The following is a 14,106-nucleotide window of genomic DNA, read 5'->3' on the forward strand; positions in this document are numbered from 1 at the left end:
AGGAACTGCACGGCCACCGGACGATAGCGAGGACGGACATACCGGCACGGCCCCGCCCCCACAGACGGACCAGCCCCGCAGCACGAGTGCACCCGCAGCCGGCAGCGCACACGAGGGGACGTGCCGGTGTCCGCCCGGAGCACGGTTCCCCGCGCTCCCCGCCACAGCAGCCCCGCAGCACGCCCGCCCTCACACCCCCGGCAGCTCCGGCAGCTCCGGCAGCTCCGGCGCAGTCTTGGGCGGCGCAGTCTCCAGCGCGGCGAGCGCCAAGCGGATCGCCTCGTCCAGCTGCGGGTCCCGCCCCGCCGCGTAGTCCTCCGGGGTCGTCACCACCTCCACGTCCGGGTCGACCCCGTAGTTCTCGACGCCCCACCCATACCCCTCCAGCCAGAACGCGTACTTCGGCTGCGTCACCAGCGTCCCGTCCACCAACCGGTACCGGCTGTCGATCCCGATCACCCCGCCCCACGTCCGCGTCCCCACCACGGGCCCGATCCCGAGCGCCTTGATCGCCGCGTTCACGATGTCCCCGTCGGAACCCGAGAACTCGTTGGCGACGGCGACCACAGGACCCCGCGGCGCGTCCGCCGGATAGCTGTACGGCTGCGAACCCCGCGGCAGGTCCCAGCCCACGATCTTCCGGGCCAGCTTCTCCACCACCAGCTGGGACGTGTGCCCGCCCCTGTTCTCACGGACGTCCACCACAAGACCGTCCCGCGCCACCTCCACCCGCAGGTCCCGGTGGATCTGCGCCCACCCGGGCGCCTGCATGTCCGGCACGTGCAGATACCCGAGCCGTCCCCCCGACCGCTCATGGACGTACGCACGCCGGTCCACCACCCAGGCGTGGTACCGCAACGGCTCCTCGTCGTCGACGGGGATCACCACCGCGTGCCGCGGATCGCCCCCGCCCGCGGGCGACACCGTCAGCTCCACCGGCTTCCCCGCCGTACCCACGAGGAGCGGCCCCGGACCCGCCACCGGATCCACCGGCCGCCCCGCGACGGCGAGCAACGCGTCCCCGGCCCGCACCGCCACCCCCGGCGCGGCGAGCGGCGACTTGGCGGCGGGGTCCGACGTCTCGGAGGGGAGGATCCGGTCGATCCGCCATGCCCCGTCCGCGCCCCGCGAGACATCCGCCCCGAACAACCCCTGCCGCACCGCCGAACTCCCCCAGGCCCCGCCCCCCATGACGTACGCGTGCGACGTACCGAGTTCCCCCGCGACCTCCCACAGCAGGTCCACGAGGTCGTCGTGGGTGGCCACCCGGCCGAGGACAGGACGGTAGCGGTCGAGCACGCCGTCCCAGTCGACCCCGCCCAGGTCGGGCCGCCAGAAGTTGTCCCGCATGAGGCGTCCGGCCTCGTCGTACATCTGGCGCCACTCGGCGGCGGGGTCGACGGTCTGCCTGACCCGTGTGAGGTCGACGGTGATGTTCGATTCGGACTTCTCGTCGCCGGAGGCCCGCCGGTCGCTCGGCACGACCTTCAGCTTCCCGTCGGCCCACAGCAGCACCCGCTTGCCGTCCCCGCTGACGGCGAAGTGGTCGGCGTCCGAGGCCAGTTCCTCGATGCGCTGCTGGACCAGGTCGTACCGCTCCAGCTCGGTCTGCGGGTCAGGGTCCGACGGGGTGGCGCGGGACGCGCCAAGGACACCCCGCACGGGGTGCCGCAGCCACAGGACGCCGTCCTTGGCGGCCCGCAGCGTCGAGTAACGAGCGGCCTCGACCGGGAACGGCACGATGCGGTCCGCGAGCCCGTCGAGGTCGATGCGGGTGACGGGCGAGCCCTCGCTGTCCGGGGTCTCGTCCTTGTCGGGGGCCTCGAAGGGCCGCCCGTGCCGCTGCGGCCCGAAGGGCGAGGGCGTGGTGGCGGCCAGCGTGATCAGATGCGGCCGCGATCCGCCGACGAAGGCCAGGTCGAAAACGTGCTCGTCGTAGACGGGGTCGAAGGCCCGCGCCGACAGGAACGCCAGGTGCTTGCCGTCAAGGGTGAACGCGGGCGCGTAGTCACGGAACCGCAGCGGGGTCGCCTCGGACACCGAGAGGTCGGCCGTGTTCGCCAGCTTCAGTTGCCGCAGCGGACTCGGCCCCGGATGCGACCACGCGAGCCAGGCCGAGTCCGGCGAGAAGACGAGCCCACTGGCGTCCCCGTGCTCCCCTCGGTCGACCTCACGCACCTCCCCGCTCTCCCGCTCCACCAGGAGCACCCGCCCGTCGTGCGAGGCGACGGCGGCCTTGCTGCCGTCGGGTGCGATGGCGAGGGCGAGCACCCGGCCCAGCTGCCCGACGGCGATCCTGCGCGGCGTCGCCCCGGGCGCGAGCCCCGTGGCCGGCGCGAACTGGAGCGCGTCGTCGCCCTCCGCGTCCGTCACCCAGACCACGTGCTCCTCGCCGTCGACGCGGAACGTCCGCGGCAGCCGTGCCCGCACCCCGTGCTCGGCGGCGAGCGCGCGGGCGGGCCCCTCCCGGTGGGTCACCCAGTGCACACCTCCGCGCACGGAGACGGCGCTGCCACGGCCCGTGTGATCGGGAGCGGCGGCACCGAACCAGCGCGCCGCGGTCACCGGGAACGGCTGGAGGTCGGTGCGCTGACCGCCGAGGCGGACGTCGATGCGGCGCGGCTCGGCGTCCAACAGGTCGTCCAGGAGCCAGAGTTCACCCGCGGACGTGTAGACGACGCGCGTGCCGTCGGTGGCGGCATGGCGGGCGTAGAAACCGTCGACTCCCGTGTGCCGACGCAGATCCGAGCCGTCCGGCAGCGAGGAGTAGACGGCCCCGACGCCTTCGTGATCGGAGAGGAAAGCAATGCGATCCCCCACCCACAGCGGGTACTCGATGTTCCCGTCGAGCTCTTCATGGACGCGTACGAAGCGGGGCTCGCCGCCTTCCCCGTCCTGACCGCCCGCGCCCCCGCCCCGGATCCAGAGCTTGCCCGCCGTGCCGCCGCGGTACCGCTTCCACCAGGCGGCCTCGCGCCCCATCGGCGCGGAGAGCAGCAGGACTTGGCCGTCCTGCGGGCCGTGCGCGACATCGCCCACGATGCCGTACGGCAGGGTGTCCGCGGGCCCGCCGTCGAGCGGAACGGCCCGTGCCCAGCTGCGGCGCAGCGAGGCCTGGCCCGCCGTGCTGACCGCGAGGACCTGTCCGTCCGGGGTCCAGCCCCGCACCGAGGTGCGTGAACTGCCCCAGTACGTCAGGCGTTTGGAGGAACCGCCGTCGACCGGCGCGACATGCACCTCGGGGGCGCCGTCACGCGTGGACGTCCAGGCGACGGTCGTCCCGTCCGGAGAGATGCGGGGATGGTTCACCGGCATGTTGTCGGCGCTGACGCGCCACGCCCGGCCGCCGTCGAGAGGTGCGACCCAGACGTCGTCCTCAGCGGTGAAGGCGACCAACTCGCCGCGCAGATGCGGAAACCGAAGATACGCAGGGTGCCCAGTCAGTGTCACACAGCCAGCCTAAGCAGCCACGGCGGAGCCGGTCAGCGTTTTGGATCACTTGCCCTTGAAGCACGAGCATGTCGGATCGGGCGCCTGCGGCGGCGGATCGGCCGTGACGGTCACCGTGGCCGTCGCTCCGGGCGGCTGTTCCGGCGGCTGGGTGGGCTTGTCACCGTCGTGGTCGTCACCGCCGTTGCCTCCGCCGTTGCCGCTCCCGTCGTCACCGCCGGAGCAGTCGCCGAGCACGTCCACCCGGAACCACTCCTTGCCGTCGACCTTGGCGGTCAGGTTCCCGCGTACGCAGTGTCCGTCGACGACCGACCACACCGTCCCCTTGACGGTGATGTTGCTGGTGTCGTCGGACCCCTTCCCGTTCCTGGCCTGCCCCTGGCAGTCCACGGTGGCGACGGTTTCGGGCGTCGGGTCACCGCTGGACGGGGTGACCTTGTCCTTGAAGCGGGCGGTACAGCTGATCCACAGCACGTCGAGGTGCTGCCGCTCAAGCTCCTTCGTCGCCATCTCGTCGGTGGTGATCGCGATGGCCGCGGTGTTCATGTCCCCGTCGACCGGATCGCACGCGGCGACCCCGATCACCGCCGCCCCCGCGAACCCGACGGCGTACAGCACCCGTCCGCGCCGGCCACGTACGTCCCCTGCACGATCACGTAAGCGCCTCAATGCCCCCATAGGCGGCAGAGTGCCACTGCGAGCCGCCTGACGATAGTCCCCTTTGCGTCCACTCCGGCCGGACCCGTCCGCCCGGCCGTCGACGCGGCGGCGCCCCTAGCCGCGCATCAGCAGCCACTCCTGCAACTCCACCAAGTTCCCCTCCGGGTCCTTGAGATGGGCCACCCGCATGCGGTCCGTCAGCGGCGCGGGCCCCTGGACGATGGCCCCGCCGCGCTCGACGATCTTCGCGCAGTACGCGTCGAGGCCGTCGACCCGCAGCACCACCAGGGAGCGGTGCCCGGTCGCCGACTCCTCCAGCTCGTCGAGGAGCCGGGCCATCATCGAGCGGTCCTGGAGCGCGATCCCCGCGGAGCCGGTCGCGGGGCTGAATTTCTCGTACGGCCCGTCCACCGCCCCCGACTGCGGCTTGAGGCCGAGGATGTCGGCGTAGAAGTGGTAGCAGGCACTGAAGTCCGATACGAGCAGCCGTACTTGGGCCAGTTCCACGGCATCCCCCTTGCTCGGCGCGGGGGTTCAGGACCAGCGGCCCGTGCGCCCCAGGAGCAGTGCGGCCGCCGCCGTCCCCGCGGTCGACGTACGCAACACGCTACGCCCCAGGCGGTACGGCTTGGCTCCCGCGTCGGCGAACGCCGCGAGCTCGTCCGGGGACACGCCGCCCTCGGGGCCGACCACGAGGACGATGTGCCCGGCGGCCGGAAGCTCCGCGGTGGCCAGCGGTTCGCTGCCCTCCTCGTGCAGGACCGCGGCGAAGTCGGCCGCGGCGAGCAGCGCCGCCACCTGCTTGGTCGACGCGGCCTCCGCCACCTCGGGGAAGCGCACCCGGCGCGACTGCTTGCCCGCCTCGCGCGCCGTGGCACGCCACTTGCCGAGCGCCTTGAGCCCGCGCTCGCCCTTCCACTGCGTGATGCAGCGCGAGGCGGACCAGGGCACGATCGCGTCGACGCCGGTCTCCGTCATGGTCTCGACGGCGAGTTCACCGCGGTCGCCCTTGGGCAGCGCCTGCACGACGGTGATCCGGGGCTCCTGCGGCGCCTCTTCCGCCACGGAGTCCATCCGCAGGACCAGCCGGTCCTTGCCCTCGGTGTCCAGGACGACGCACTCGGCCCAGCGCCCGGCGCCGTCGGTCAGGACGACGTCCTCACCGGCGTGCAGCCGCTTCACGGAGACGGCGTGGCGCCCTTCGGGACCATCGAGTACGTAGCGTCCGTCGCCGCCCGCGGCAGTGTTCTCGAAGCTCTCGACGACGAAGACGGGAGCGGTCACACCTGGCTCCCGGGCTCGGTCCCCTGCTGGCCTTCGGCCGCCAACGCAGCCTTGGCCTCGGCCAGTTCGGCCGCGAGGACCTCCACGAGCTGCCCGGCCTCCAGCTCCCGCGCCATGCGGTGTCCCTGCCCGGCCCACAGCGCCATGCCCTGCGCGTCACCGGCCTTGGCCGCGGCCTTGCGCAGGCCGCTGGTGAGGTGGTGGATCTGGGGGTAGGCGGCGGGGGCGTAGGGGCCGTGCTCGCGCATGAAGCGGTTGACCAGGCCCCGCGCGGGGCGGCCGGAGAAGGCGCGGGTCAGTTCGGTGCGGGTGAACAGCGGGTTGGTCATGGCCTGCTTGTGCAGGACGTTCGCGCCCGACTCCGGACAGACCAGGAAGGCCGTGCCGAGCTGCGCGGCGTCGGCGCCCGCGGCGAGCACCGCGGCGATCTGCGAGCCGCGCATCAGGCCGCCTGCCGCGACGATCGGGATCTGCACGGTCTCGCGCACCTGCGCGATGAGCGAGAGCAGGCCGAGCCCGGCGCCGTCCGTCTCGGGGTTGTCGCGGTGCGTGCCCTGGTGACCGCCTGCCTCGATGCCCTGCACGCACACGGCGTCGGCGCCGGACCACTGGGCGGTCTGCGCCTCTTCGGGGGTGGTCACGGTGGCGACGGTGATGGTGCCGACCCGCGCGAAGGCGTCGAAGACGTCGCGGGTGGGGCAGCCGAAGGTGAACGACACCAGCGGCACCGGGTCCTCGACGAGGATCGCGAGCTTGGCGTCGTAGTTGTCGTCGCGGCCGCTGTCCGGATCGCCGAGCTGCGTCTCGTACCAGGCGGCCTCACCGGCGAGCTGGTTGCGGTAGACGTCGACGGCGGCGGCGTCGGCGTACTCGGGCTGCGGCATGAAGAGATTCACGCCGAACGGCCGGCTCGTGAGCCCCCGCAACTGTTTGATCTCCTGGTACATCCCGTCGGCGGTTTTGTACCCGGCGGCGAGATATCCGAGCCCCCCGGCCTCGGAGACGGCCGCGGCGAGCTGGGGGCACGAAGCGCCGCCCGCCATGGGGGCCTGCACGATCGGAAGGCGGGAAAGACCGGTCAGCACGGAGGACATGAACGCATCGTGCCATGCCCCGCGCGGGCCGCCGAATCGCGCCCCGAAGGGGCGCGGGGAACTGCGCGAGCAACCAAGGACGGTCCGCAGCCGAAGACGACAAAGCGCCCCCGGCGGCGGTTATCCGCCACCGGGGGCACCAAGCCACTGCTTCAGGCGCTACCGCCCGTTGAACGCGTCCTTGAGGCGCGAGAACAGGCCCTGCTGCCCCGGCTGGAACTGCCCGGTGGGCCGCTCCTCGCCGCGCAGCTGCGCCAGCTCCCGCAGGACACGCTCCTGCTCCGCGTCCAGCTTGCTCGGCGTGAGGACCTCGACGTGCACGATGAGGTCGCCTCGCCCGCCGCCCCGCAGGTGCGTGATGCCCCTGCCGTGCAGCGGCACCGACTGGCCCGACTGCGTGCCAGGCCGGATGTCGACCTCTTCGAGGCCGTCCAGCGTCTCCAGGGGCACCTTGGTGCCCAGAGCCGCGGCGGTCATCGGGATGGTGACCGTGCAGTGCAGGTCGTCCCCGCGCCGCTGGAACACGGCGTGCGGCAGCTCGTGGATCTCCACGTACAGGTCGCCGGCGGGGCCGCCGCCGGGGCCGACCTCGCCCTCGCCCGCGAGCTGGATCCGCGTGCCGTTGTCGACACCGGCAGGGATCTTCACGGTGAGCGTCCGCCGCGACCGGATGCGGCCGTCGCCGGCGCACTCCGGGCACGGGGTGGGCACGACCGTGCCGAATCCCTGGCACTGCGGGCACGGCCGTGAGGTCATGACCTGGCCGAGGAAGGACCGCGTGACCTGCGACACCTCGCCGCGACCGCGGCACATGTCACACGTTTGAGCGGATGTCCCCGGGGCGGCACCTTCACCGCTGCAGGTCGTACAGACGACCGCCGTGTCGACCTGTATGTCCTTGGTGGTCCCGAAGGCCGCCTCGTCCAGGTCGATCTCGAGCCGGATCATGGCGTCCTGGCCACGGCGCGTGCGCGACCGGGGGCCACGCTGCGACGCCGTCCCGAAGAACGCGTCCATGATGTCCGAGAAGTTGCCGAAGCCACCGGCCCCGAAACCGCCCGCACCGCCGCCGCCCGCCTGGGACAGCGGGTCGCCGCCGAGGTCGTAGACCTGCTTCTTCTGCGGGTCCGACAACACCTCGTACGCGGCGTTGATCTCCTTGAAGCGCTCCTGAGTCTTCGGATCCGGATTCACGTCCGGGTGAAGCTCACGGGCCAGCCTTCGGAAGGCCTTCTTGATTTCGTCCTGGGAAGCGTCGCGGCGCACGCCTAGTACGGCGTAGTAGTCCGTGGCCACTTACGACTCCGCCAGGATCTGTCCGACGTAACGTGCCACTGCGCGTACTGCTCCCATCGTTCCCGGATAGTCCATGCGGGTCGGGCCGACCACGCCGAGTTTGGCTACTGCCTCGCTGCCCGAACCGTAGCCGACGGAGACCACGGACGTGGAGCTGAGTCCCTCATGGGCGTTCTCGTGACCGATCCGTACGGTCATGCCCGAATCTGTGGCCTCGCCAAGCAACTTGAGCAGGACGACCTGCTCCTCAAGGGCCTCGAGGACAGGCCTGATGGTGAGGGGAAAGTCATGTCCGAAGCGGGTGAGATTGGCCGTTCCGCCGATCATCAGCCGCTCTTCGGTCTCTTCGACGAGGGTTTCGAGGAGGGTGGAGAGCACCGTCGCGACCGTGCCCCGGTCCTCCGCGTCGAAGGACTCCGTCATGTCCTGCACCAGCTGCGGCACGTCCGCGAAGCGGCGGCCCGCGACCCGGCTGTTGAGCCGCGCCCGCAGGTCCGCGAGCGAGGTCTCGCCGAACGGGGCGGGACAGTCGATCATGCGCTGCTCGACCCGGCCGGTGTCCGTGATCAGTACGAGCATCAGACGGGCGGGAGCAAGGGAGAGCAGCTCCACGTGCCGCACCGTCGACCGCGTGAGGGACGGATACTGCACGACCGCGACCTGCCGGGTCAGCTGCGCGAGCAGCCGCACCGTACGAGCGACCACGTCGTCGAGGTCGACGGCGCCGTCGAGGAAGTTCTGGATGGCCCTGCGCTCCGGCGCCGCCATCGGCTTGACGCCCGCGAGCCGGTCGACGAAGAGGCGGTACCCCTTGTCCGTCGGGATGCGCCCCGCACTCGTATGAGGCTGGGCGATGAACCCTTCCTCCTCCAGCGCCGCCATGTCGTTGCGGACCGTGGCCGGTGAGACCCCGAGGCTGTGCCGCTCGGTGAGCGCCTTGGAGCCGACGGGCTCCTCGGTGCCGACATAGTCGTGGACGATGGCGCGCAGCACCTCGAGCCTGCGTTCATTGAGCATCCGCGCACACCTCCACCTTTTGCCCTGAATCCTGCCTGCCCTGATGTCTCGCCTGGCACTCACCTGGGGCGAGTGCCAGCCTTCACCGGGCCCAGTGTACGGCCGCGAGGTACGGCCCCGGCAAGGGCCGGACCACCTGTGTCGGTCCGACGGGTGGGCCAGCGGCTGCCAAGCCGCCCGTGCGGGGCTAGCGTCGGCTCATGGACGTGGCACTGGCTTGGGACGAGGCGGGTTGGGAGCGGCTCGCGCCGCATGTGGGGCGGCGGCGCCTGCCGGTGTGGGACTGCACGGCGGGCCTTGTCGTCGGCGGCGAATCGGCGCTGATGATCGAGGCGGGCGCGACCCTGCGCGAGGGGGCACAGCTGCGCACCCAGGCGCGCGGCATCCTCGGCGGCGGCCGCCGGGTCACCCACCTCGCCCTGACGCACCCGCACTTCGACCACGTCCTGGGCGCCGCGGCGTTCGCGGGCGTGGAGGTGTACGGCGCGGTCGGCATCGACACGCTCCTCACGAAGGGCCGCGACGAGCTGCGCGACTCGGCGGTCCGGCACGGGGTCGCCGCGGACGCCGCGGCGGAGGCCGCCGACCTGCTCGTCCGCCCGCACCACCTGGTGTGCGGGGAGTGGACGCTCGACCTGGGCGGCGGGGTGCAGGTCCTGCTCGCCAACGTCGGTCCCGGCCACTCGGGCCACGACCTTGCGGTCCTGGTCCCCGGCACGGACGGCTCTCCGGAGATCGTCTTCTGCGGCGACCTGGTCGAGGAGTCGGACGAACCGCAGGCGGGGAACGACGCGGTCCCGAAGCGGTGGCCGGCCGCGCTCGACCGGCTTCTCGACCTGGGCGGGGAGGACGCGTTGTACGTGCCGGGGCACGGCGCGGTGGTCGACGCGGCATTTGTCCGTGCGCAACGCGCCACACTGGCGGCCCGCTTCGGCGTGTCGTAGCCGGTCGTACGCCGTTTCTCCTATCGTCATGCGAATGCGCCAGTACTCCGCAGACCTCACACCGCCGTGGAAGAAGCCGAAGTCCGTGCCGGAGGTCGCCGCGGAGGCGGACCTCGTGGTGGAGGAGCTCGGCACCGGCTTCTGCGGGGCGGTGATCCGCTGCGAGAAGACGGCGGAGGGTCCGACGGTGACCCTGGAGGACCGCTTCGGCAAGCACCGCGTCTTCCCGATGACTCCCGGGGGCTTCGCCCTGGAGGGCCGGACGGTCACACTGGTCCGCCCGTCGGCAGCGTCTCCTCTTGTACGTCCCACGCGCACCGCATCCGGTTCGGTGGCCGTGCCGGGGGCGCGGGCCCGGGTCGCCCGTGCGGGGCGGATCTACGTCGAGGGGCGGCACGACGCGGAGCTCGTCGAGCGGGTGTGGGGCGACGACCTGCGGATCGAGGGCGTGGTCGTCGAGTACCTGGAGGGCATCGACGACCTGCCCGCCATCGTCGCGGATTTCTCCCCCGGCCCCGACGCGCGCCTGGGCGTCCTGGTGGACCACCTGGTCCCCGGCTCCAAGGAATCAAGGATCGCGGCGCAGGTGGGTTCCCCGTCGGCTCTGGTGGTGGGGCACCCCTACATCGACGTGTGGGAGGCGGTGAAGCCTTCGTCGGTGGGCATCGAGGCGTGGCCCCGCGTCCCGCGGGGCCAGGACTGGAAGACGGGCGTCTGCGAGGCGCTGGGCTGGCCCCTGAACACGGGCGCCGCGTGGCAACGGATCCTGGGCTCGGTGCGGAGCTACCGGGATCTTGAACCGGCGCTGCTGGGCCGCGTGGAGGAACTGATCGACTTCGTCACCGGCGGCGAGTCCTAGCCCTCCGCTCCGCGGGGGATCTTTCCCGCCCACCCACCCGATTGCCCCGCGGCTGCCCACCCAGCCGACGCAAGCTCTCCAGCCGAGCCGGGATCATTCCAGCCCGTCCGGCGTTTGAGGACGAACTCGGCGGAGCCGGTGGTGACGCCAACCAAGGCCCCGCGCCCCGAGCCTCAGTCCACCAGGTCCCGCACCACGCCATCCGCCAGCAACCGCCCCCGCAGCGTCAACACCGCCCGCCCCTCCTCGTAAGGCCCACCCTCAAGCAACCCCTCCTCCAACGCCCGGCGCGAAGCCGCGAGCCCCGCGGGCCGGAGCAAGCTCAACGGACACCCCTCGAGCAGCCGCAGCTCAAGCAGGATCCGCTCCACCCGCCGGTCCTCCGCAGCCAGGACCTCCCGCCCGGCCCCGGGCGAGCGCCCAGCGGCCAGCGCCCCCGCGTACGCCCCGGGATGCTTGACGTTCCACCACCGCACGCCCCCCACGTGGCTGTGGGCCCCCGGCCCGGCCCCCCACCAGTCGGCCCCCCGCCAGTACAGCTCGTTGTGCAGGCACCGCCCGGCCTCGGACGTGGCCCAGTTGGACACCTCGTACCAGGAGAATCCCGCACCCCCCAGCACCTCGTCCGCGATCAGATACCGGTCCGCGTGCACGTCGTCGTCCGTCATCGGCACCTCGCCGCGCCGGATCCGCCGCGCCAGCTGCGTACCCTCCTCGACGATCAGCGCGTACGCGCTGACGTGGTCGGGCCCGGCGCCGATCGCCGCGTCCAGCGTGGCCCGCCAGTCGTCGTCGCTCTCGCCCGGCGTGCCGTAGATGAGGTCCAGGTTGACGTGGTCGAAGCCCGCCGCACGCGCCTCCGCCACGCACGCCTCGGGCCGCCCGGGTGTGTGCGTACGGTCGAGCACCTTCAGTACGTGCTGCTTGGCGCTCTGCATCCCGAAGGAGACGCGGTTGAAGCCCCCGGCCCGCAGCTCGCTCAGGTACGCCGGATCGACGGAGTCGGGGTTCGCCTCGGTGGTGATCTCGGCGTCGTCCGCGAGCCCGAACTCCTCCCGCACGGCCCCCAGCATGCGGACGAGATCGGCAGCGGCGAGGAGCGTCGGCGTACCGCCCCCGACGAAGACGGTCTGCACCGGGCGCGGATCGTCGCCCAGGGTCTTGCGGGCGAGCCGCACCTCGTCGATCAGGGTGTCCGCGTAGTTGTCGCGTGAGGCGAGCACGCCGCCGGAGCCGCGCAGCTCGGTCGCCGTGTACGTGTTGAAGTCGCAGTAGCCGCAGCGCGTGGCGCAGTACGGGACGTGGAGGTAGAAGCCGAGCGGACGGGCCCCCGCTCCCTGCAGGGCGGACGCGGGCAGCGCGCCGTCCTCGGGCATGGGCTCACCATCGGGCAGTGCGGAAGGCATACCTTCGATTGTCCCGCACCGCGGAGGAACCCGACGCCGCGCACGAGACCACTACTGCGCCTGTAGCACGAGCACCGCCAGATCATCGTCCGGCGGCCTCTCCGAGAACGCGTGCACCATTCTCTTGATCCGTTCCGCCACCAGGTTCGCGTCAAGACCCGCACAGCTCGCGAGCGCCGTCGCGAGGCCGTCGCCGTCGTCGAACATGTTCCGTCCGGCGCGGCGCTCCGTCACCCCGTCCGTGACGCAGAGCAGTGTGTCGCCCGTCCGAAGCTCGAACGTTTCGCTTGTGTACGTCGCGTAGTCGACGACCCCGAGCAGCAGCTGGGGCGTGGCCGCCGGCTCGACCGTCCCGTCCGGGGAGAGCAGCAGCGGCAGGGGGTGCCCGGCGCTCGCCACCGTGCAGCGGACGCCGCCGTCGTCCATGGGCACCAGCTCTCCGTAGAGGAGGGAGAGGAAGCGGGAGGTGGCGCCGTCGGGCGGCAGGCCCTGGCCGCCCGCGACCGCGACCACCGCAGCCGCCGCGTCCGCCGCCTCCGTCGCGTCGTCCAGGAGGAGCTGGTTGAGGCGGTCGAGGACTTCCGCGACCTCGTACCCCTCGCGGGCGAGCAGCCGCAGCCACGGCCGGGCGAGGCCGATCACTACGGCCGCCTCGACGCCCTTGCCCTGGACGTCGCCGAGCGCGAAGCACCAGCGGCCCTTGCCCGCCTGGAACACGTCGTAGAAGTCGCCGCCGGGGCCGCCCTTGTCCCGCGGCTCGTACACGACACCGCTGTTCATTCCGGGGATGTCCGCGACGGAGCTCGGCAGGAGGCCGCGCTGGAGGACCTGGCTGATGGTGGCCTGCCGCTGATAGCGCCGCGCCGTGCTGATGGCAAGCGCGACGCGGCGGCTGAAGTCCTCGATGAGGCCGGTGACTTCGTCCGCGAACCGCATCATCCCGGCCCGCCCGATGACGAGCGTGCCCAGTGCGCGGCCGCCCGCCATGAGGCGGTAGGCCAGGGCCGTGCCCGTCGCCTCGCCTGCCGGGCCCTCGCCGGGCCACGGCACGGGGACGGCGCCGGAGCCGACCGCGTCGAGCAGCAGGGGCGGGTCCTTCTCCAGGCTGCGGCGCAGTTCCTCTATCCGCTGCTCGCTGGTGTGCCAGACGCGGGCGAGCCGGGTCCCCGGGGCCCCGCTCGCGGCGCCGCGCGGCGCGACCTCCGGTTCGTCGTCGAGCCACACCGCGCACCAGTCCGCGAGCCGCGGCACGAGCAACTGCCCGGCGAGGGCGGCCACCAGATCCTCGTCGAACTGTCCGGCGAGCAGGTCGGAGGCCTCGGCGAGGAAGGTGAGCGCGCCCCGGTTGACCCACTCCGTGTCGTGCGTGATCCGCTTCGGCAGCGGCGCGAGGATCTCGCTGGCGCGCAGCCCTCGGTGCATCGCCTGTTCGCTCGCGTACGACTCGATCTCCTGTACGGCCTGTACGCCGCCGACGGGGAGGCGGGCCCAGACGGCCTTGGTGCCGGTGCGGTAGGTGATGCCCCAGGAGTCGGAGAGGGTCGCGACGAGCTGCAGGCCCCTGCCGTACTCGGGTGTGCCGGGCGGCTGGGGCGCGGGCTCGCTGCGGACCGCGCGGGCGGGGTGGTGGTCGGAGACCTCGATGACCAGGGTGTCGCAGCTCTCCCCCAGGCCCGCCTCGTCGAGCCGGCACAGCAGTTCCACCGTCGTGCCCGCGTGCACGACGGCGTTCGTGACGAGTTCGCTGACCAGCAGCACTGCGTCGTCCGCCAGCCGGTCGGTGATGCCCGCCGCAGCGGGCACCTCGAGCTCGGCCCAGTCGGCGAGCGCCGCGCGCACAAACCTTCGTGCGGCGGCGGGCGCCATCGGGTTCCCGGGCAGCGATGTGCACACCACCGCCGGCGGGCCGGGCTGGTGCCCCGGCTGGGCGGACGCACGGAAAGTGGTCTCCCGTTGCATCGGAATGGACCCCACGTTTCGGCTCCTGAGCAGTTCGGTCGAATACGCCTCAGGCGACACGAACAGAGTGACAGACTGGCCACGCCCATAAGCACCGAGTTACTGAAGTGGGCCGTTATGAGTGAGAACAGTGCTAC

The 14,106-nt window shown here is 72.2% G+C and carries 11 protein-coding genes; 2 read left to right on the plus strand and 9 right to left on the minus strand.

From position 1 onward, the window contains the following. Positions 1-189 precede the first annotated feature (189 nt). The 7 genes from ABZ833_RS15710 to hrcA form a co-directional block, all read right to left on the minus strand. The gene (locus ABZ833_RS15710; protein WP_361047460.1) at positions 190-3,444 is read right to left on the minus strand and encodes a S41 family peptidase; all 3,255 of its coding nucleotides are present in this window, start codon (positions 3,442-3,444) and stop codon (positions 190-192) included. Positions 3,445-3,495: 51 nt separating this feature from the next. Further along, the gene (locus ABZ833_RS15715; RefSeq protein WP_361046441.1) at positions 3,496-4,068 is read right to left on the minus strand and encodes a hypothetical protein; all 573 of its coding nucleotides are present in this window, start codon (positions 4,066-4,068) and stop codon (positions 3,496-3,498) included. 156 nt (positions 4,069-4,224) lie between these two features. Then, complete coding sequence (locus ABZ833_RS15720) at positions 4,225-4,617, minus strand: VOC family protein (RefSeq protein ID WP_361046444.1); 393 nt, start codon at positions 4,615-4,617, stop codon at positions 4,225-4,227. Positions 4,618-4,644: 27 nt separating this feature from the next. Next, entirely contained in the window at positions 4,645-5,394 is a 750-nt protein-coding gene (locus ABZ833_RS15725; protein WP_361046447.1) for a 16S rRNA (uracil(1498)-N(3))-methyltransferase, read from the minus strand. Further along, a complete protein-coding gene (locus tag ABZ833_RS15730; RefSeq protein WP_361046450.1) occupies positions 5,391-6,488 on the minus strand; it encodes a nitronate monooxygenase in 1,098 nt (365 codons plus the stop codon). Before ABZ833_RS15730 ends, ABZ833_RS15725 begins: the two co-directional genes overlap by 4 nt. Before the next feature lie 159 nt (positions 6,489-6,647). After that, positions 6,648-7,784 carry a molecular chaperone DnaJ gene (dnaJ, locus tag ABZ833_RS15735; protein WP_249589974.1) on the minus strand — a complete coding sequence of 379 codons (1,137 nt, stop codon included), beginning with the start codon at positions 7,782-7,784 and terminating at the stop codon, positions 6,648-6,650. Next, positions 7,785-8,801: a heat-inducible transcriptional repressor HrcA gene (gene hrcA, locus ABZ833_RS15740; RefSeq protein WP_249589973.1), complete on the minus strand. Its 1,017-nt coding sequence runs from the start codon at positions 8,799-8,801 to the stop codon at positions 7,785-7,787. It abuts the gene before it with no gap. 200 nt (positions 8,802-9,001) lie between these two features. On the opposite strand from hrcA, the gene ABZ833_RS15745 reads away from it, so the two are divergent. Together ABZ833_RS15745 and ABZ833_RS15750 are read left to right on the plus strand one after the other, a co-directional pair. Then, on the plus strand, positions 9,002-9,745 hold the full coding sequence (locus tag ABZ833_RS15745; protein ID WP_361046455.1) for an MBL fold metallo-hydrolase: 744 nt from the start codon (positions 9,002-9,004) through the stop codon (positions 9,743-9,745). Positions 9,746-9,779: 34 nt separating this feature from the next. Further along, a complete protein-coding gene (locus ABZ833_RS15750) occupies positions 9,780-10,604 on the plus strand; it encodes a DUF3097 domain-containing protein (protein WP_361046458.1) in 825 nt (274 codons plus the stop codon). A 173-nt stretch (positions 10,605-10,777) separates the two neighbouring features. On the opposite strand, the gene hemW is transcribed toward ABZ833_RS15750, so the two are convergent. Both hemW and ABZ833_RS15760 read right to left on the minus strand, forming a co-directional pair. Further along, complete coding sequence (hemW, locus tag ABZ833_RS15755; RefSeq protein ID WP_361046461.1) at positions 10,778-12,010, minus strand: radical SAM family heme chaperone HemW; 1,233 nt, start codon at positions 12,008-12,010, stop codon at positions 10,778-10,780. Positions 12,011-12,061: 51 nt separating this feature from the next. Further along, a complete protein-coding gene (locus ABZ833_RS15760) occupies positions 12,062-13,984 on the minus strand; it encodes a SpoIIE family protein phosphatase (RefSeq protein ID WP_361046464.1) in 1,923 nt (640 codons plus the stop codon). Between the last annotated feature and the right edge of the window lie 122 nt (positions 13,985-14,106).

Source organism: Streptomyces sp. NPDC047525 (genome assembly GCF_040643025.1).
In the GTDB taxonomy this organism is placed as follows: domain Bacteria; phylum Actinomycetota; class Actinomycetes; order Streptomycetales; family Streptomycetaceae; genus Streptomyces; species Streptomyces durmitorensis.

Excerpts from the sequence above, each read along its gene's own strand:
- hemW (WP_361046461.1), bottom strand. The coding sequence starts at position 12,010 with ATGCCTTCCGCACTGCCCGATGGTGAGCCCATGCCCGAGGACGGCGCG.
- ABZ833_RS15730 (WP_361046450.1), bottom strand. The coding sequence starts at position 6,488 with ATGTCCTCCGTGCTGACCGGTCTTTCCCGCCTTCCGATCGTGCAGGCC.
- ABZ833_RS15745 (WP_361046455.1), top strand. The coding sequence starts at position 9,002 with ATGGACGTGGCACTGGCTTGGGACGAGGCGGGTTGGGAGCGGCTCGCG.
- ABZ833_RS15750 (WP_361046458.1), top strand. The coding sequence starts at position 9,780 with ATGCGCCAGTACTCCGCAGACCTCACACCGCCGTGGAAGAAGCCGAAG.
- hrcA (WP_249589973.1), bottom strand. The coding sequence starts at position 8,801 with ATGCTCAATGAACGCAGGCTCGAGGTGCTGCGCGCCATCGTCCACGAC.